14 protein-coding genes and 1 pseudogene are annotated in these 19,210 nt (G+C 70.0%); 7 read left to right on the top strand and 8 right to left on the bottom strand.

Annotated features, from left to right (window positions below; translation table 11 throughout):
- Positions 1-213: 213 nt before the first annotated feature.
- Positions 214-2,661 (top strand): annotated as a pseudogene (locus tag IG78_RS0114985) (DNA gyrase/topoisomerase IV subunit A); the annotation flags it as partial.
- Between the two features lie 283 nt (positions 2,662-2,944).
- Here IG78_RS0114985 and IG78_RS45765 read toward each other — a convergent pair.
- A complete protein-coding gene (locus IG78_RS45765) occupies positions 2,945-4,243 on the bottom strand; it encodes a CobW family GTP-binding protein (RefSeq protein WP_078964986.1) in 1,299 nt (432 codons plus the stop codon).
- Between the two features lie 367 nt (positions 4,244-4,610).
- Between IG78_RS45765 and IG78_RS0114975 the strand changes: the two genes are divergently transcribed.
- Together IG78_RS0114975 and IG78_RS0114970 are read left to right on the top strand one after the other, a co-directional pair.
- Positions 4,611-5,090, top strand: a complete 480-nt coding sequence (locus tag IG78_RS0114975) for a DUF6082 family protein (protein WP_249926106.1) — start codon at positions 4,611-4,613, stop codon at positions 5,088-5,090.
- 93 nt (positions 5,091-5,183) lie between these two features.
- The gene (locus IG78_RS0114970; protein WP_030563181.1) at positions 5,184-5,420 is read left to right on the top strand and encodes a hypothetical protein; all 237 of its coding nucleotides are present in this window, start codon (positions 5,184-5,186) and stop codon (positions 5,418-5,420) included.
- Positions 5,421-5,882: 462 nt separating this feature from the next.
- On the opposite strand, the gene IG78_RS0114965 is transcribed toward IG78_RS0114970, so the two are convergent.
- A complete protein-coding gene (locus tag IG78_RS0114965; protein WP_030563179.1) occupies positions 5,883-7,076 on the bottom strand; it encodes a citrate synthase/methylcitrate synthase in 1,194 nt (397 codons plus the stop codon).
- 120 nt (positions 7,077-7,196) lie between these two features.
- Here IG78_RS0114965 and IG78_RS0114960 point away from each other — a divergent pair, with 120 nt between their 5' ends.
- The 4 genes from IG78_RS0114960 (at position 7,197) to IG78_RS0114945 (ending at position 11,902) form a co-directional block, all read left to right on the top strand.
- A complete protein-coding gene (locus IG78_RS0114960; RefSeq protein WP_030563176.1) occupies positions 7,197-8,480 on the top strand; it encodes a citrate synthase in 1,284 nt (427 codons plus the stop codon).
- 37 nt (positions 8,481-8,517) lie between these two features.
- The gene (locus IG78_RS0114955; protein WP_030563174.1) at positions 8,518-9,423 is read left to right on the top strand and encodes a ferredoxin family protein; all 906 of its coding nucleotides are present in this window, start codon (positions 8,518-8,520) and stop codon (positions 9,421-9,423) included.
- A 134-nt stretch (positions 9,424-9,557) separates the two neighbouring features.
- Entirely contained in the window at positions 9,558-11,228 is a 1,671-nt protein-coding gene (locus tag IG78_RS0114950) for a sensor histidine kinase (protein ID WP_030563172.1), read from the top strand.
- Positions 11,225-11,902: a response regulator gene (locus IG78_RS0114945; protein WP_030563170.1), complete on the top strand. Its 678-nt coding sequence runs from the start codon at positions 11,225-11,227 to the stop codon at positions 11,900-11,902. Before IG78_RS0114950 ends, IG78_RS0114945 begins: the two co-directional genes overlap by 4 nt.
- A gap of 80 nt (positions 11,903-11,982) precedes the next feature.
- Here IG78_RS0114945 and IG78_RS0114940 read toward each other — a convergent pair whose 3' ends face one another.
- From IG78_RS0114940 to IG78_RS0114915, 6 genes are all read right to left on the bottom strand, one after another.
- Positions 11,983-13,575, bottom strand: coding sequence for a solute symporter family protein (locus tag IG78_RS0114940; RefSeq protein ID WP_030563168.1), 1,593 nt, complete (start codon positions 13,573-13,575; stop codon positions 11,983-11,985).
- On the bottom strand, positions 13,572-14,090 hold the full coding sequence (locus IG78_RS0114935) for a DUF485 domain-containing protein (RefSeq protein WP_037685337.1): 519 nt from the start codon (positions 14,088-14,090) through the stop codon (positions 13,572-13,574). Before IG78_RS0114935 ends, IG78_RS0114940 begins: the two co-directional genes overlap by 4 nt.
- Positions 14,091-14,202: 112 nt before the next feature.
- Positions 14,203-14,901, bottom strand: coding sequence for a response regulator (locus IG78_RS0114930; RefSeq protein ID WP_030563164.1), 699 nt, complete (start codon positions 14,899-14,901; stop codon positions 14,203-14,205).
- A 116-nt stretch (positions 14,902-15,017) separates the two neighbouring features.
- Positions 15,018-16,166 carry a sensor histidine kinase gene (locus tag IG78_RS0114925; RefSeq protein ID WP_030563162.1) on the bottom strand — a complete coding sequence of 383 codons (1,149 nt, stop codon included), beginning with the start codon at positions 16,164-16,166 and terminating at the stop codon, positions 15,018-15,020.
- A 105-nt stretch (positions 16,167-16,271) separates the two neighbouring features.
- The gene (locus IG78_RS0114920; protein ID WP_030563159.1) at positions 16,272-16,766 is read right to left on the bottom strand and encodes a CcdC protein domain-containing protein; all 495 of its coding nucleotides are present in this window, start codon (positions 16,764-16,766) and stop codon (positions 16,272-16,274) included.
- A gap of 261 nt (positions 16,767-17,027) precedes the next feature.
- Positions 17,028-19,151 carry a DNA gyrase/topoisomerase IV subunit B gene (locus IG78_RS0114915; protein WP_030563156.1) on the bottom strand — a complete coding sequence of 708 codons (2,124 nt, stop codon included), beginning with the start codon at positions 19,149-19,151 and terminating at the stop codon, positions 17,028-17,030.
- Positions 19,152-19,210: the final 59 nt, after the last annotated feature.

Below are 19,210 nucleotides of genomic sequence, written 5' to 3'. Positions count from 1 at the left end.
GAGCGTCGCCGGACGCGCCCCGGGACCCGCTGCGTGATCTTGGTGGTGGGTGGCGACCGGATGCGGTGACAGCGTGCCACCAGGTTGACGCCCACCGTCCGCACCAGGTCGTGGTGGGCGTTCACACCGGGTCGCGGTCCGCGTTGTCAGTGGGACAGTCCACAATGGTCGGCATCAGATCCCGCACTTGTTGGTGAAGGAGCCGCAGCAGCGATGGCCCGCCGCAGCACGAAGACCCCGCCGCCCGACGACTCGTTCGAGGAGAAGATCCTCGACATCGACGTCGTCGACGAGATGCAGGGCTCCTTCCTCGAGTACGCCTATTCGGTCATCTACTCCCGTGCCCTGCCCGACGCCCGGGACGGCATGAAGCCGGTGCACCGCCGCATCGTCTATCAGATGAACGAGATGGGCCTGCGCCCCGAGCGCGGGTATGTGAAGTGCGCCCGTGTCGTCGGCGAAGTGATGGGCAAGTTGCACCCGCACGGCGACTCGTCGATCTACGACGCCCTGGTGCGCATGGCGCAGCCCTTCTCGATGCGCCTCCCCCTGGTCGACGGCCACGGCAACTTCGGCTCCTTGGGCAACGACGACCCGCCGGCCGCGATGCGGTACACCGAATGCCGCATGGCCGACGCGACGTCCCTGATGACGGAGTCGATCGACGAGAACACGGTCGACTTCGAGCCCAACTACGACGGCCAGGAGAAGGAGCCGGTCGCCCTCCCCGCGGCGTACCCGAACCTCCTGGTGAACGGCGCGTCCGGCATCGCCGTCGGCATGGCGACGAACATGCCGCCGCACAACCTCGGCGAGGTCATCGCCGCCGCCCGCCATCTCATCAAGCACCCGGGCGCCGACCTGGACACGCTGATGCGCCACATCCCCGGGCCCGACCTGCCCACGGGTGGCCGGATCGTCGGCCTGTCGGGCATCAGGGACGCCTATGAGTCAGGACGCGGCTCCTTCAAGATCCGCGCCACGGTCTCCGTGGAGGCCGTCACGACCCGCCGCAAGGGCCTCGTGGTCACGGAACTGCCCTTCTCCGTGGGCCCCGAGAAGGTCATTTCCAAGATCAAGGACCTGGTGGGCTCCAAGAAGCTCCAGGGCATCGCCGACGTCAAGGACCTCACCGACCGTCAGCACGGCCTGCGCCTCGTCATCGAGATCAAGAACGGCTTCGTCCCGGAAGCCGTCCTGGAGCAGCTCTACAAACTGACGCCGATGGAGGAGTCCTTCGGCATCAACAACGTCGCCCTGGTGGACGGCCAGCCGCTGACCCTCGGTCTGAAGGAACTCCTCGAGGTCTATCTCGACCACCGCTTCACCGTGGTGCGTCGCCGCAGCGAGTTCCGCCGTGGCAAGAAGCGCGACCGGCTGCATCTGGTGGACGGTCTGCTGATCGCCCTCCTGGACATCGACGAGGTCATCCGCCTCATCCGCTCCAGCGACAACTCCGCACAGGCCAAGGAGCGCCTTGTCGAGCGCTTCTCCCTGAGCGAGGTCCAGACGCAGTACATCCTGGACACGCCGCTGCGCCGCCTCACCAAGTACGACCGCATCGAGCTGGAGGCCGAGCGCGACAAGCTGAACGCCGAGATCGACGAGCTGACGCGGATCCTGGATTCGGACGCCGAGCTGCGCAAGCTGGTCTCCACCGAACTGGCCGCCGTGGCGAAGAAGTTCGGCACGGACCGGCGCACGGTGCTCCTGGAGTCGGGCGGCACACCAGCCGCCACGGTGCCGCTGCAGGTCGCGGACGACCCGTGCCGGGTGCTCCTGTCGTCGACGGGGCTGCTCGCGCGGACCGCCAACGGCGAGCCCTTCGGGGAGAGCGAGGGCAGGCGCGTCAAGCACGACGTGATCGTCTCCGCGGTGCCCGCGACGGCGCGCGGCGAGGTGGGCGCGGTGACGTCCGAGGGACGGCTGCTGCGGCTGCCCGTGGTGGACCTGCCACAGCTCCCGGACACGGCGTCGGCCCCCAATCTCTCCGGTGGGGCGCCGGTATCGGAACTGCTCGCCCTGGAGGGGGACGAGAAGCTCATCTGCCTGATGACGCTGGACGAGTCCTCACCGGGCCTCGCCCTCGGCACCGCACAGGGCGTCGTCAAGCGCGTGGTCCCCGACTACCCAGGCAACAAGGAAGAGCTCGAGGTCATCACGCTGCGGGACGGTGACCGCGTCGTCGGCGCGATCGAGCTGCGCACCGGCGAGGAGGACCTGGTCTTCATCACGGACGACGCGCAGTTGTTGCGCTATCCGGCGGCGCAGGTGCGCCCGCAGGGGCGCCCGGCGGGCGGCATGGCGGGCATCAAGCTCGCCGACGGCGTGAAGGTCATCTCCTTCACCGCGGTCGACCCCGCGGTGGAGGCCGTGGTGTTCACGATCGCCGGTTCGCGCGGCACGCTCGACGACTCGGTGCAGACGACGGCCAAGGTCACCCCGTTCGACCAGTATCCGCGCAAGGGGCGCGCGACGGGCGGCGTGCGCTGTCAGCGCTTGCTCAAGGGGGAGGACTGCCTGAGCTTCGCCTGGGCGGGCCCGACCCCGCCGCGCGCGGCCCAGCGCAACGGCACACCCGCGGAGCTGCCCGAGCCCGACCCGCGCAGGGACGGCTCCGGGGTGTCCCTCGCGAAGCCGGTGGCCGCGGTGGCGGGGCCGCGGTGGCTTCCGTCCGGCCGGTGGCTTCCGTCCGGCCGGTGGCTTCCGTCCGGCCGGTGGCTTCCGTCCGGCCGGTGGCTTCCGTCCGGCCGGTGGCTTCCGGCGGGCATGGGCCGCGGGCGCGGGTGCGGGCCGGAGCCGCGGGTAGGGGCCGCACGCCGGGTCGCGGGCCGGGACCGCACGCCTGGGCCGCGAGCTTGGACCGCGAGTCGGAGGCGGAGCTGCAGTCCCGAGCCCGAGCCGGAGTCCGAGCCGGAGCCGCAAACCGAAGCCGCGGGCCGGGTCAGCTCTCCGGGTCGGGCGAAGGCCCTGAGCCGTCGCCCGACGCCGCGTACTCCGGCTCGCCTGGCGCAAGCTCGTCGGGCACAGGCTCGTCGAGCGCAGGCTCGTCGAACCCCTGCGCCCCATGCACCCCATACGACCCAGGCGAGTCGGACCCCTGCTCCGGATCCTGTACGTAACGCAGGACGCCCCACATGCCGAACTCGTCGGTACCGGGGGCGTCCTCGTCGTTCTCGCGGCACAGCGTCAGCCCCTCGTCGAGGGCCGCGACATCAAGACCGGCCCCGATGAGGACGAGCTGCGTGAGCCGTTTCTCGCCCGGCTGCCACGGCTCGGGGTAGAAGCGCAGGAAGCGCCCTACGGAGTGCACGGCGTACCGGTTGCGGGCGTCGGCGGCGCCGAAGTCGACGTAGCCCTTGATCCGATACAGCCCTTCGGGCCTGCTGTCGAGGAAGGCCATGAGCCGGCGCGGGCTGAGGGGTGCGTCCGCGGTGAAGGCGAGGCTTTCGTAGCCGTGGTGCAGGTGGTGCCCGGGGTTGTCGCATCCGCAGAGGCCGTGGTCCGGGCGGTCGGCGGCGTCCGCGCCGCCGGTGTTCTCTCCGCCGTCGACGGCTTCCTCGCGGTCCGGGCCGCCGTCGTCCACGTCCTCCCCGTGGTCGTGCAGGTCGTCGAAGGAGAGCTGCCCCACGCGCTCCCCCACGGGCTTGCGGTCGAGGAGGAGGCCCACGTCGACGCGTCCGTACGAGGCGGGGACGATCGCCGCGCGGTCGGCGAGGCGGTGCACCTCGGCGAGGATCCGCTCCCGCTCGGCGTCGCTCACCCGGTCGGCCTTGTTGACGACGACGAGGTCGGCGATGCCCAGGTGCCGGTCCACCTCGGGATGCCGCTGCCGGGTGGCGTCGAACTCGGCGGCGTCGACGACCTCCACGAGACCGCCGTACACGATGTGCGGATTCTCGCTGGCGAGCACCATGCGCAGGAGTTCCTGCGGTTCGGCGAGCCCACTCGCCTCGATGACGATGACGTCGATATCCGCGGCGGGGCCTGCCAGCCGCTCCAGGTACTCGTCCAGTTCGCTCGCGTCCACGGCACAGCACAGGCATCCGTTGCCGAGGGAGACGGTGGAGTCGCCGAGCGCCCCGGCGACGGCCATGGCGTCGATCTCGATGGAACCGAAGTCGTTGACGATCGCACCGATCCGGCTGCCGCCACTGCGGTGGAGCAGGTGATTCAGGAGTGTCGTCTTCCCCGAGCCGAGAAAACCGGTGAGTACAACGACCGGAATCTGCTGCTCCCGCACGTGCTGCCCCTCGCGTCAACTCGCATCAAGCTGGATCAAGTCACCACAACGCGTACACATCGCGGGCGGCGAAAACCGTACGACGATTGAAGCTTGCTCCAGGATATGTGCGCGTAGACGCGCCGGTTGGTGAACGATTGTTAGCGGCGCTCGCGGGGCACACATTGGGCACGGCGCAGGGATATGTGAGCATCGTTTCCTTCCGTGCGCCTCCTCTCCGCCTCCCGACCGACCAGAGCCGCTCGGGCACCCTGGGAGACGGCAAGCGCCGCCCATCGCTCGCCGGTCCGCACCCTGTCGCCCCGCACCGACGACCGGCGGACGGTCGCCTGATTCGGGGGTTGACATGGTCACACAGAAACACTGGATGCGAAGGGCAGGCTACGCCGCTGTCGCCGGGCTCGGGTTCGCATGCGGCATGCTCACCACGCGCAGCACTCACCGGAGCAGGCGGGCCGCGCTCACGCAGCAGCATCGACTCCACTTCGACCTGCTGTGCAGGGCCATGAACGACACAGCCCTGGCCGCCGTGCTGGACACGTACGACAGCGACGTGCCCTTGGACAAACAGCGCCAGTATCTCTTCGCGAACGCCCTCTACATCAACGCGTTGCACGCGCATCGCATCGGCGCCCTGGACATCGAAGAGCTCTACGGACACCTGCGAGTGATGTGCCAGAACCACATCTTCCGGGACTACTGGGAAGCGACCCGACACCACCGCGCGAGCTTGCACAGCAGCTCTACGGAAGCCCAGTTGGGCCGGATGATGGACCGCCTGGCCCGTGACCTGGCGGAGGCGGACACCGACGAGTGGTGGGTCGTGGGTGAACCGCCCACTCCATAGGTTCGGTCGGCGATGGTCACGCACTCGATCCCGGGATCAAGACGCTAGCCTGTCCCCGCCCTGACCACCTATCCCCCAAGGACCGGGATCCCCTTGAAGATCGTGCGCCGCATCGGCGCGTCCCCGCGCGAGCGGGGCAGCGCAACCGGCCAGACTTGCCCCGACATCTTCGAGCTCAGCGACGGCAACTTCGCCGTCATCGGGACAGACAGGACCGAGGCGCTCGAACGCGAACTACCGAACGACGCCGCACGTGCCGACTACGAGCGCATCGTCGTCATCGACCGTGCCACCCTCATCCGAGCCAAGGCCGACATCCCAGAGGCCTGAGGGGCCCGGACCCGGACTGCCGTCGTCTCGCCGCACCCCTGGCCAGCGACACGGCCTGCCCGTACGTCACACAGAGGTGATCACTTCACACAAAGTGATCACCTCTTCACTTCAGTGACACGTCCTTTGCTTTGCCTGCCGCAAGGACCAGATTGGCTGCTGACCCCGGGCGCGAGGCTGCCCGCGCCCCTTACGTAAAGCACCGGATAGGCCGCGCCCCGCACCGTCGGGGCAGCCTGACGGCACGACCGCCAAGGCGTCCATACCCGACGCGTAGTAGCGATCGCCGCCAGCGCCGGATCAAGTGATTGAGCGTCAACACCGCCGCCGACCCCGACCTCTCCCGAAGGCCGGGGTCAGCTTCCCCTCTCCTGTGCCAGCAGCGAGAGCGACGGATGCGGCGCCTCGAACTCTCGCTGTAGCGGGCGGAGCGTAGGCCCGCCCCTCTCGTTTCAGATCGCTTCAGATCGCTTCAGACGGCCTCACCGGCGCCGGCACCGGCTCCGGCGGAACCGGTCCCACATAGCGTGCCGCAGGCCGAATGATCTTCGAGTCCTCCGCCTGCTCCAGGACGTTGGCGCTCCACCCGACCACCCGCGCCGACGCGAACGTCGGCGTGAACATGTCGCGCGGCAGCCCGCACAGCTCCATGACCACGCCCGCGTAGAACTCCACGTTCGTGTGGAGTTCCCGGCCCGGCTTGAGCTCCGCCAGGATCGCCTCGACCTGCCGCTCCACCTCGACGGCGAACTCCACCAGTTCGCCGCCGAACCCTTGCGCGATCTCGCGGAGCATCCGCGAGCGCGGGTCCTCCGTGCGGTACACGGGGTGGCCGAAGCCCATGATCCGCTCGCCCGCGAGGACCCGCTCACGGATCCAGGGGTCGATCCGGTCCGGAGTGCCGATGGCGTCGAGGGTGTCCAGGGCCCGGCTCGGCGCACCGCCGTGCAGCGGCCCTGAGAGCGCCCCGACGGCACCCACGAGACAGGCGGCGACATCCGCGCCGGTCGAAGTGATGACGCGAGCGGTGAACGTTGACGCGTTGAAGCCGTGATCAATAGTGGAGATCAAGTATTGCTCGACCGCACGAGCACGATCCTGATCCGGTTCCGAACCCGTCATCATGTAGAGGTAGTTGGCCGCGTACGGAAGATCGTCCCGGGGCTCCACGGGGTCGAGCCCCAGGCCGAGCCGGTAAAGCGCGGTGAGCAGTGTGGGCACCACGGCGGAGGCGGCGAGCGCGTCCGCACGGCGTCGGTCGCCGTCGATGTCGTACACCGGACGGAACCCCTTGGCGGCACCGAACAGCGACAGCGCCGAGCGGAGCCCGGCGAGCGGCCCCGACAGCGCACTGGCGCGGGCGATGCCGGGCAGCGCCGCGCTCACCTCCTCGGGGAGGTGCCGCAGGGCGGCGGTCTGCCGGGCGAATTCGGCTCGTTGCTCGGCGTCCGGCAGCGACCCGTGGAACATCAGGTGCCAGACGTCCTCGAAGCTGCGGGTCTGCGCGAGCTCCACGGCGGAGTACTGGCGGTAGTGGTAGAAGCCCTCGTACCCCCGGACGTCACCGAGCTGTGTCTCGGTGACGACGACACCCGCGAGCCCGCGTGGGACCTCGACGGGAGCGGTGGGGGTGGTGGCGGAGCCATTGATCGGCATGTTGTTCCTCGACTTCCTCCCTGGACTTGATTTGACTGTCCATGCTTGACTGAAAGTCTGTCAATGTTGATCGAATCAATATGTCAATCCAGTTATCGAGTCGGGGATACGGTGACGCCCATGACGGATCAAGGAGCGGACCGCGGCACGTCCGCGCGCGAAGACCGGCGGCTCAGCACCAAGGAGGCGGCGGAAGTACTGGGCGTGAAGCCGGAAACCGTGTACGCCTACGTGAGCCGCGGCCAGCTCGGCAGCCGCCGCGGCCCCGGCGCACGCGGCAGCACCTTCGACCCCAAGGAAGTGCGGTCCCTGGCGCGCAGGAACAGGCGCGAACGCGCGGCGGCGACAGGAGCCAATGAACTGTCCGTCCGCACCCGGATCACGTTGATCGAAAAGGATCGTTACTACTTCCGTGGGGTGGACGCGACCGAGCTGGCCCTGCGCCACTCCTACGAAGAGGTCGCCGAGTGGCTGTGGACCGGCGAGCTGCGGCACGGAGTCCACTTCACGCCCCCTCCGGAGCCGGCCGGAGCCGCGCGCCTGGCCGTACGCGCCCTGCCGGAGCACTGCGGCCCCACGGACCGGCTGCGGGTGGCGGCCATCGCCGCCGGGGCCGCCGACCCGCTGCGCTTCGACCTCTCCGAAGAAGCCGTCACCGGCACGGCTCGCACCTTGATCCCGACTCTCGTCGCGGCCCTCCCGCCGGTCCTGCCCACCCACCGCGACGGAGGCCCTCTCGCCGGGCGCCTGTGGGGGCGTCTGAGCGGCCACGAGCCCGACGAGGCCTCCCTGCACGCCCTGGACACCGCCCTCGCGCTGCTCGTCGACCACGACCTGGCGGCATCCACGCTGGCGGTGCGCGTGGCGGCGTCGGCGCGCGCCCATCCGTACGCGGCCGTGTCCGCCGGCCTGGGCGTCCTGGAGGGCCCGCTGCACGGCGCGGCGAGCGGTATCGCCCACCGCATGCTCCTGGAGGTCCTCGACCGCGGCACGGCGGCCCCGGTCGTCGCGGCCGAACTGCGCGCGGGCCGTCGCGTACCCGGGCTCGGCCACCGTCTCTACCCGGGCGAGGACCCGCGCGCGAAGGCGTTGTTCGGCCTCCTGGAGACCATGCCGAAGGCCGGCCCGGCGCTGGCGGCGGCCCGCGACGTCGTGGTCACCACCGCGCGCCACACCGACCTTCACGCCAATGTCGACCTCGCGCTCGCCGTCCTCACCGCGTCGTCCGGCATGGCCGCGGAGGCGGGAGAGACGATCTTCGCCGTGGCGCGCACGGCCGGCTGGATCGCGCACGCCCTGGAGGAGTACGAGGAGCGGCCGATGCGGATGCGCCCCGTCGGGCAGTACGTCGGAGTGCGTCCGCCGCAGCCGCTTCCGGACGCGGGCGAACTGCCCGGCGAGTGAAACCGCCCGGACCGGACGGCAGGTTAGGCTCACCTGTGTGAGTACGTGCGCGACCGCCTCGCGAGGCCTGAACGAGCCCCTCGCGGGCACCGCGGCCACCGCGAGGACGTGGCTGCTCCTGGAACAGCCTGGCCCCTGGGGCGCCAAGGCGCTCACGTCCAGTCATCTGGATCCGGACGTCGGGCGCGCACTGGAGCGGGCCGCCGATTCCACGGGTGTACGCGTCGCCCTCATCCGGCGCCCGGGACGCCACGCGGACTGTGCCGCGTCCCGGCGTCACCAGGTGTACGTCGCGCACACCACCCCGGGCAACGCCTGGCTGCGTTCTCATGTGGTGGACACGCCACGGCAGTTGCTGGACCTGGACTTCGAGGCGCTGGGCGCGGGCGACCACGGCGGTTTCGGCGCACCGCACACCGGCGCGCCACTCGCCCTCGTGTGCACCAACGGGAAACGCGACCGCTGCTGTGCGCTGCTCGGCAGACCCCTCGCGAGCGAACTCACGGCCTCCGGAGAGGAGGGCGTCTGGGAGATCACTCATCTGGGTGGTCATCGGTTCTCGCCGACTCTGCTCGTGCTGCCCCACGGATACGCGTACGGCCGTACGGCGGCGCACGCCGTGAAGGAGATCCTGCAAGGCGTGCGTGACGGGCGCGTGGTCACCGAGGGGTGCCGGGGCAGCTCCGCCTGGGAGCGTCCCGGGCAGGCGGCCGAACTGGCGGTGCGCAGGGCCGTGCGGGAGGAGGCCGCGGGCGCCCTGAGCATCGTGCGCACGGCGGGCGACGCACCTCGCTGGGAGGTGACGGTCGCCCACACCGACGGCCGGCGCTGGCGGGTCGCCGTCGCGCAGGGCTCCTCGCTGCCGCCTCGTGCGGAGAGCTGCGGGGCGGTGCTGGGGACGCCGGCGCGGATGGACGTGGTGGCGGTCCGCGAGATCGCGTGACTCCGCGGTCACGCGGGTCACGCGGGTCACGCGGGTCACGCGGGTCACGCGGGCAAGGCAACAAGACCCACGCCGGGATATCCACGCCACACTGGCTTCGGTGTGGACCGCAGACCGCCGTACCGTTCGTACACATGAGCCCGACTCCCCCTGCCCGACGACTGCGCCTCGGTCTGCCGCGGCGCGTCTTCTCGCAGGTCCTGCTGATGCAGGTGGCGATTGCCGCCGGGGTCGCCGTGCTCGCGACTGGGCTCTTCCTCGCGCCGCTGAGCGATCAGTTGGACGACCAGGCCATGCGCCGGGCCCTCGCTATCGCGCAGACGACGGCGGCCCAGCCGCGGATCGCAGCGGACCTGACCTCCACCCGGCCCTCCGTCGACGGGCCGGTGCAGGCCGCGGCGGAGCGGATAAGGAACGCCAGCGGCGCCGAGTACGTCGTGATCATGAACAAGCAGGGTGTGCGCTGGTCCCACACCGACAGCGACGAGGTCGGGAAGGTCGTCTCGACCGACCCCAGCGACGCGCTCGCGGGCCGCGACGTCATGGAGATCGACAACGGTACGCTCGGCCGCTCCGCGCGCGGGAAGGTGCCGCTGCGGGACGCGGGCGGCGAGACAGTGGGCGCCGTCTCCGTAGGCATCGAGTACGACAGTGTGCGCGCCCGGCTGATCCACACGATCCCAAGTCTCTTCGCGTACGCGGGCGGAGCGCTGGCCGTCGGCGCCCTAGCCGCGTACCTGATCTCCCGCAGGGTGCACCGCCAGACCCGTGACCTGGCGTTCTCCGACATCTCGGCGCTGCTCGCGGAGCGCGAGGCGATGCTGCACGGCATTAGGGAAGGCGTGGTCGCGCTCGGCCGGGGCGGCCGGATCAGGCTCCTCAACGATGAGGCGCAGCGCCTTCTGGGGCTCGGTACGGAGGCGATCGGGCAGCCGCTGGAGGCGGCACTCGGCGAGGGCCGCACCACGGACGTCCTCTCGGGCCGTGTCACCGGCACCGATCTGCTGACCGTCCGCGGTCAGCGCGTCCTTGTCGCCAACCGCATGCCCACTGACGACGGCGGCGCCGTCGCGACCCTCCGCGACCGCACGGAGCTGGAACAGCTCGGGCGTGAGCTCGACTCCACGCGTGGTCTCATCGACGCCCTGCGCGCCCAGGACCACGAGCACGCCAACCGCATGCACACCCTGCTCGGCCTGCTCGAACTGGAGATGTACGAGGAGGCCGCGGAGTTCGTCGGCGAGGTGGCGGGCGCCCACCGGGTGACCGCGGAACAGATCACGGAGAAGGTCCACGACCCGCTGCTGTCGGCGCTCCTCGTCGGCAAGGCCACGGTCGCCGCGGAGCGCGGTGTGACCCTCGCGGTCTCCGAGGACACCGTTCTGCCCGACCGTCTCGTGGACCCCGGAGGTCTCGTCACGATCGTCGGCAATCTCGTCGACAACGCTCTGGACGCGGCAGTCGGCCTGCGGGCCGCAGACGCGGGTGCCCGGCACGCGCGCGTGGAGGTCGCTTTGCGTACCGAGGGTCTACTAGGACGCACGGTTGTGCTTCGGGTGCGGGACACGGGCCCGGGTGTGCCCGCGGATCAGCGGGAGTCGGTCTTCACGGAGGGCTGGTCCACCAAGGAGCCGCCTGCACACGGGCAGCGCGGTATCGGGCTCGCCCTGGTGCGCAGGCTCGCCGAGCGGCAGGGCGGCAGCGTACGGGTCGCCTCGGCGCCCGGTGGGGGCGCCGAATTCACCGTCGTACTGCCCGAGGGGCTCACGGAGCCCCGCCCGGTCGCCTCTGAGGAGACGCGATGATCGAAGTGCTGGTCGTGGACGACGACGTGCGGGTGGCAGACGTCAACGCGGCGTACGTGGAGAAGGTGCCCGGTTTCCGGGTGGCCGGGCGTGCGCACAGTGCCGCGCAGGCGCTGCGACTCGTCGAGGAACGACCGGTCGACCTGGTGCTCCTCGACCACTATCTGCCGGACGAGACCGGACTCGCCATGGTCCGGTCACTGCGCGAGCGCGGCCACCAGACCGACGTGATCATGGTGACGGCGGCACGCGACGTGGCCACCGTGCAGGCCGCGATGCGTCACGGTGCCCTGCAGTACCTGGTGAAGCCGTTCTCGTACGCGGGACTCCGCGCCAAGCTCGACGCGTACGCGACGCTGCGCCGCACGCTCGACGGGGGCGGTGAGGCGGAACAGGCCGAGGTCGACCGCATCTTCGGTGCCCTCTCCGCCACACCCGCGCCTGATCTGCCGAAGGGGCACTCCCCCACGACCGCGGAGCTGGTGCGCAGGGCGTTGATGGCCGCCGAGGGGCCTGTCTCCGCCCAGGAGCTGGCGGAGGACACGGGGTTGAGCCGACAGACCGCTCAGCGCTATCTGAAGCTCCTGGAACGCACGGGGAGGGTACGGCTGAGCCTGAAGTACGGCGACACCGGCCGCCCCGAGCATCGCTATGTATGGTCGTCCGTTCTCTGACCGCCAGGCCGCGCCCGTTCCCTGACCGATCAGGCGACGCCCGTTCCGTGACGGCTGGACGGTCCCCATCGTCTGTCCGGCTACGCGGCACCCGCCCCGGTCAGTGACCGCACCTCCGTCTCCGCGTACTTGGCCTCGTCGGCGCGATCCCGTGAGGTGACCGTGCCGAGCCATCCGGCGACGAAGCCGAGGGGGATCGACACAAGGCCGGGGTTCTCCAGGGGGAAGTACTGGAAGTCCATGCCGGGGAAGAGCGACCCCGGGCTGCCCGAGAGCACCGGCGAAAGGGCCACCAGGACCAGCGCGGGCACCAGGCCGCCGTACACCGACCAGACGGCGCCCCGCGTGGTGAACCGCCGCCAGAACAGCGAGTAGAGCAGCACGGGGAGATTGGCGGACGCGGCGACGGCGAAGGCGAGACCCACCAGGAACGCCACATTGAGGTCTCGGGCGACGAGGCCCAGTCCGATGGCGAGCGCGCCGATCCCCGCCGCAGCGCACCTGGCCACCGCGACCTCACTGCGCGGCTTGCCGTGCTTTCGCCGCAACGAAGCGTAGAGGTCGTGTGCCACGGAGGCCGACGACGCCAGTGTGATCCCGGCGACCACGGCAAGGATCGTGGCGAACGCGATGGCGGCCACGACAGCGAAGAGAACCGTTCCGCCGGTGGAATCCGCACCGCCGCCCAGATCGAGCGCGAGCAGCGGCACCGCCGTGTTCCCCGCGGCGTTCGACCCGCGCACCGCGTCACTCCCCACGATGGCCGCCGCACCGAAGCCGAGCACGATCGTCATCAGGTAGAAGCTCCCGATGAGGCCGATGGACCAGACGACCGAACGGCGGGCGGCGCGTGCGGTCGGCACGGTGTAGAAACGCGACAGGATGTGCGGCAGCCCGGCCGTGCCGAGCACCAGCGCAAGACCGAGGCTGATGAAGTCGAACCGAGCCGTCCAGCCACCGCCGTACTTCAGCCCCGGAGCCAGGAACTGCCCGCCGTGCCCGCTGCGATCCGCCGCCGTGCGCAGCAGTTGGTCGAAGTCCCCGTGGAAACGCGCCAGCACCAGCACGGTCAATGCGAGCGTCCCAGCCATCAGCAGGACCGCCTTGACGATCTGGATCCACGTGGTGGCCCGCATCCCTCCCAACGACACATAGATGACCATGAGCGCGCCGACGCCGACCACCGTCCACGTCTGCGCCGCCTCGCTCGTCCCTCCCAGCAGCAACGCGACCAGTGAGCCCGCCCCCACCATCTGCGCCACCAAATAGAGAACGGACACCGTCACCGAGGAAGTTCCCGCGGCGATCCGCACCGGACGCTCACGCATGCGCGCCGCGACCACGTCGGCGAGCGTGTACCGGCCGCAGTTGCGCACCAGTTCCGCCACCAGGAACAGCACGACGAGCCACGCCACGAGGAAGCCCACCGAGTACAGCAGGCCGTCGTAGCCACAGAGCGCGATCAGACCGGAGATACCGAGGAACGAGGCGGCGGACATGTAGTCACCCGCGATGGCAAAACCATTCTCCATGGGGGAGAACAGCCGACCACCCGCATAGAACTCCTCCGCGGAGCCCCGTCGCCCCCGGCTCACATACGTCGTGATCGCCAGTGTGACCGCCACGAACACACCGAACAGGACCAGGGCCAGGGTCTGGTGATCCCCGGTCACCACTCGACACCCCGCTTCAGCTCCCGCTCCCGTTCCTGCTGCTCCTGCGCCCGCTTCTGTTCGTACACGGCCCACCGCAGGTCGAGAGCCGCCCCGTCCCGCCGCAACCGGGCATGGCGCGCATACGCCCACGTCAGCAGGAACGTGGTGGCGAACTGTGCGAGACCTGCCACCATCGCCACGTTCACCGCCCCGCCGACCGGCCGAGCCATCAGCCCCGGCGCCGCCGTCGCGGCCACGACGTAGGCGATGTACCAGGCGAAGAACGCGGCCACGGCGGGGATCACGAACCTTCGGTAGCGCCGACGCACTTCCTGGAAGGCCGCGCTCGCCTGCACCTCCAGATAGATGTCGGCCGCGCTTCGCTGCGCCGCGGCCTGCGCCGGCACCGCGGGTGTCGTCGGTGCGCCCGTGCCGTCCGGCTCGCCCCATCCGGATGCCAGCTCGTCGTACCACGGATCTCTGAGATCGCCGGGCCGAACCCGCCCGGCCTCGCGGCCGTCGTGCTTCTCCACCGAACTCTCCTTGTCCGCGGCCCCGTCCGGCCGCGAGCCCAAGGATGGGCAGATCGAGAAGATCGCTGGCTGCGCTCTCACCGCTCTTCACCCCATCAGGTGAAGGACACCCTCACCCGCGGGTTCTCCCCGGAGGCTGCGCGAGACCGTGCCGGTAGGCGTAACGCACCGCCTGCGCGCGGTCCTTGAGACCTGCCTTGGCGAAGAGGTTGTTGATGTGTGTCTTCACCGTGGCGGTGGAGACGTGCAGTGCCCGCGCGATCTCCTGATTCGTCATTCCGTCCGCGATCAGGGCGACCACTTCCGCCTCCCGCGTCGTCAGCCCGTCCGGTGTCTCCACCGTCCGCACAGGCGGCTCGGGCTCCGACAGCCGCTCGAGCAGCCGCCGTTGGATCTTCGGTGACAGCCCCGCGTCCCCGGAGAGCACGTCCTCGACAGCCCGGACGATCTCCTCACCGCCCGCATCCTTGGTGAGATACCCCCGCGCCCCCGCCTTGAGCGCCGGGAACAGCGACTCGTCGTCGACGAACGTCGTGAGCACCACGACCTGCGTACCCGGATACTGCGAGCGGATCCGCCGCGTGGCCTCGGCGCCATCGACACGTGGCATCCGCAGGTCCATCAGGACCACGTCCGGCGAGAGTTCGGCGACGAGCCGCACCGCCTCCTCCCCGTCACCTCCCGCCCCGACAACCTCAATGCCCGGCAGCAGCCCCAAAAGCATCACGATTCCCTCACGCACCACGGTCTGATCGTCGACCACCACGACACGCGCCGCCGCTTTCCCGACACCCCCACCGCCCGAGCCCATGCGGTCCGCCCCGTCCCTCACCACCGGCCCACCCCCGACTGCTGCCCCTGCTCCACCCCCGGCACCAGCACCAGCACCAGCACCAAGCGCACTCTCTTGGTGCCCGCCGTCCACGATCACCCCGGCACCTTCAGCCGCACGACGAAGCCTTCCTCTCCGGGCCCTGCCTCGAGTGAGCCGCCCAGCAACTCGGCGCGCTCCCTCATCCCCAGCAGACCGTACCCGGCTCCCGAAGTCGCGATTTCACTCGGCGCACCGCCCGAATCCCGTACGTCGAGTGTCACTTCGCCCTCCCCGTACGCAAGGCACACCGTCACTTCGGCCCCCCGCGCGTGCTTGCGCACATTCGTCACCGCCTCCTGGGCGACCCTGCGCACCGTCTGGGACGCCTCGGCGGTCAGCAACCTCCGCGCCCCGGCGACAGCGACGGAGGCTCCGTCCGATGCGACAAGCTCGCGCAGGAAGTCCTCGACCGGCGTCATCTCCCCGCGCAGCGCGGACAGTGCCTGCCGGGTCTCGGCCAGCCCCTCCGACGCCATGGACCGTGCCGCCACCACCCGCCCGAGGATCTGCTCCCGGTCCCCGCCCCTCTCGATCAGCAGTCGGGCCGCCTCCAGGTGGACGAGCTGCGCGGACAGGCTGTGCGCCAGCACGTCGTGGATCTCGCGGGCGATCCGTGCCCTCTCGTCCAACGCGTCCGATTCCGCTTCGGCCGACCGCGCCGCCCGCTCCTGGTCGAGGAGTCTCTGAGCGTTTCCGCGTGCCTCCGCGTCAAGTCGCAGCACATATCCGGCGAGAGCGAGCCCAGCGGTGACGGCGGCTGTCGTCGGCCAGGGGTCTTCGTTCACCGCCGCGAACGCCCCCAGAGCCAGCGCTGCGACGATCACGGCCGCCCCGAGGGGCAGTCGCTCCAGCGCCAGGAGTGCCCCGGCACACCACATCACCGCCGCGGGGATGTCGAACCCCGTCCCGTGCGCCAACAGGCCCGCACCGAGGACGAGCCCCAGCAACCCCAGCGAGAGCCACAAGCGTTGCTCAAGGGTGACGCGGAAGTACACCACGATGGCCGCCGCGCAGACGGCGATCACAACCAGCCCCAGGGCCACGCCCCAGCCCGGGACTCCTCCGCGACAGAGCGTGCTCCATATCAGCAGGCCCAGGAACACTCCTCGCACGAACCAACTGACGAGACGCCGCGTGCGGGGCACCTTGTCGCTGACCAGGGCCTCCCGGGAGGGCCACCCCACCCAGGTCTCACGCGTCACGCGGACACCTCCTCGGTCGTCGCGTGCGGGCCGTCGGCCGGTCGCCCGCTCGTCCATCGGCCTCGCGCGAGTCAGAAATGTGATCACGCCGACCGGGGCGCCCCGTCACCGTACGCCGCCTGCGAGTGCCGGGGCCGGGCGCAGACTTCGGGCCCGCAGTTCCAGGAGGCCCGCGCGCACCAGCAGCGACGCGGCGAGGGCGAGCAGCAGTGCACCGGTGCCTTGATGGATGCCTATCAGGAGGCCCGCGCCCATGAGTCCGAGCCTGGCGGCAATGCCGACGACCCAGACGCCGACGGTGGCTTTGGTGCCCCGGGTCCATACAGAGCCGTCCTGCTCGGTCCAGACATGGCTGGTCCGGGCCCAGGCGACACCCATGAGGAGACCCACGAGCACCTCGCAGCCGAGCAGTGCGGTGGAAGCCGCCTCGTGATGGGTGTCGACGAGACCGGTGTCCTTGACGGCGGCGTAGGCAAGCACGGCGGGCACCAGCCACCACCGTTTGGATCCCGTCATGCGCTGCGGCTTCGTCTGGCGTATGACGACGAGAACTAGGGCGGCGAGGATCAGCAGCGCGTTGGCGAACCCGAACCCTGGCATCACGGCCTCCGGTGACGTGGCGTGGAAGGCGAAGTACGACGCCTTCGACGCTACGGAACCGGCCTGGTCAGGAGATCGGAGCGTAGGTGGATAACGGGTGGATGGTGTGTCTCCACCCGAGGGTGGAGACACATCGCGGATGGAGGAACATCGCGGACGGCCAGCGTCAGGCCACGGATTCCGTCAGGCCACGGCCCGCGTCACGTGCACAGGCGCACACGCGCACAGGCGCACAGGCGCACAGGCGCACAGGCGGAACCGTCACGCGTCGATGCGGGAGCGGTCCAGCGTGGCGGCGGAGCTGGTGATGAATTCCTTGCGCGGGGCGACCTCGTTGCCCATCAGCAGGTCGAAGACGCCTTCCGCGGACTCCAGGTCGGAGATGTTGATCCGGCGCAGCGTGCGGAAGCGGGGGTCCATCGTGGTCTCTGCTAGCTGATCCGCGTCCATCTCACCGAGGCCCTTGTACCGCTGGATCGCGTCCTTGTACCGCACGCCCTTGCGCTCGAACTCCAGGAGCGTGTCGCGCAGCTCGCGGTCGGAGTAGGTGTAGACGTACTTGTCCTGCCCCTTCTTGGGCTGGACCAGCTCGATGCGGTGCAGCGGCGGGACCGCGGCGAAGACGCGGCCCGCTTCGACCATGGGCCGCATGTACCGCTGGAACAGCGTCAGCAGCAGGATGCGGATGTGCGCTCCGTCGACATCGGCGTCGACCAACAGGATGATCTTGCCGTAGCGGGCCGCGTCGATGTCGAAGGTCCGGCCCGACCCCGCTCCTATGACCTGGATGATCGCCCCGCACTCGACGTTCTTGAGCATGTCCGACACTGAGGCCTTCTGCACGTTCAAGATCTTGCCGCGGATCGGCAGCAGCGCCTGGAACTCGGAGTTGCGGGCCAGCTTCGCGGTACCCAGCGCCGAGTCGCCCTCGACGATGAACAGCTCGCTGCGGTCGACGTCGTCACTGCGGCAGTCGGCCAGCTTCGCCGGCAGCGACGAGGACTCCAGGGCGGTCTTACGGCGCTGGGCCTCTTTGTGCTGACGGGCGGCGATGCGCGTACGGGCGGCGGCAACGATCTTCTCCATCACCGCGCGGGCCTGCGCCTTGGCATCCCGCTTGGTGGAGGACAGGTACGCCTTGAGTTCCTTGGCGACGACCGTGGCCACGATCCGGTTGGCCGCCGACGTGCCCAGAACCTCCTTCGTCTGCCCCTCGAACTGGGGCTCGGCCAAGCGCACCGTCACGACCGCGGTCAGCCCCTCGAGGGCGTCGTCCTTGACGACGTCGTCCTCGGCGACCCGCAGCAGCTTCTGCGTCCGCAGCACCTCGTTCACCGTCTTCGTCAGCGACCGCTCGAACCCGGTCAGGTGCGTGCCGCCCTTGGGCGTGGCGATGATGTTCACGAACGACCTGATCGTCGTGTCGTACCCGGTGCCCCAGCGCAGCGCGACGTCCACGCCGAGCTCGCGGGTGACCTCGGTGGGCGTCATCTGCCCGTGTTCGTCCAGGACCGGCACCGTCTCCTTGAACGTACCCTGCCCCGAGAAGCGCAGCACGTCGCAGACGGCCTTGTCCTGCGCGAGGTACTCACAGAACTCGCTGATGCCGCCGTCGAAGCGGAAGGATTCCTCGCCCTTGGTGCCGCCCTCACCGAGACCGTACTCGTCGCGTACGACGATGGTCAGACCCGGCACCAGGAAGGCCGTCTGCCGCGCACGCTGGTGCAGGTTCTCCAGGCTGAGCTTGGCGTCCTTCAGGAAGATCTGGCGATCCGCCCAGTACCGCACACGCGTGCCCGTACGAGCCTTGGGGATCTTCTTGACCTTGCTCAGGCGTGCCTTCGGATCGAAGGGCGCCTCCGGACCGATCTTCGAGAACGCCCCGGGGACACCGCGGCGGAAGCTGATGGCGTGGGTGTGACCGGCACGGTCCACCTCGACGTCGAGCCGGGCGGACAGGGCGTTCACCACCGAGGCGCCGACGCCGTGCAGACCGCCGGAGGCCGCGTACGAGCCTCCGCCGAACTTTCCGCCCGCGTGCAGCTTGGTCAGGACGACCTCGACTCCGGAGAGTCCGGTCTTCGGCTCCACGTCGACCGGGATGCCGCGGCCGTTGTCCCGGACCTCCACGGAGGCGTCGTCGTGGAGGATGACCTCGATGTGGTCGCAGTACCCGCCCAGGGCCTCGTCGACGGAGTTGTCGATGATCTCCCACAGGCAGTGCATCAGGCCACGGCTGTCCGTGGACCCGATGTACATGCCCGGACGCTTGCGGACCGCTTCGAGCCCCTCCAGGACGAGCAGGTGCCGCGCGGTGTAGTTGGAACCGTCCCGGTCTGCTCCGGTCAGCAATGCTGTGGACGGCACGGACGTCTCGGCGGTCACGCGGTTCGCTCCTCGCTGAATTTCAAGGGAGACCCTTTGGGGTAAGGGCCCGGCTTCTG

Origin of the sequence: Streptomyces aureocirculatus (assembly GCF_000720475.1) — a bacterium.
Lineage (GTDB): Bacteria > Actinomycetota > Actinomycetes > Streptomycetales > Streptomycetaceae > Streptomyces > Streptomyces aureocirculatus.
This window is presented reverse-complemented; position numbering and strand designations above follow the sequence as displayed.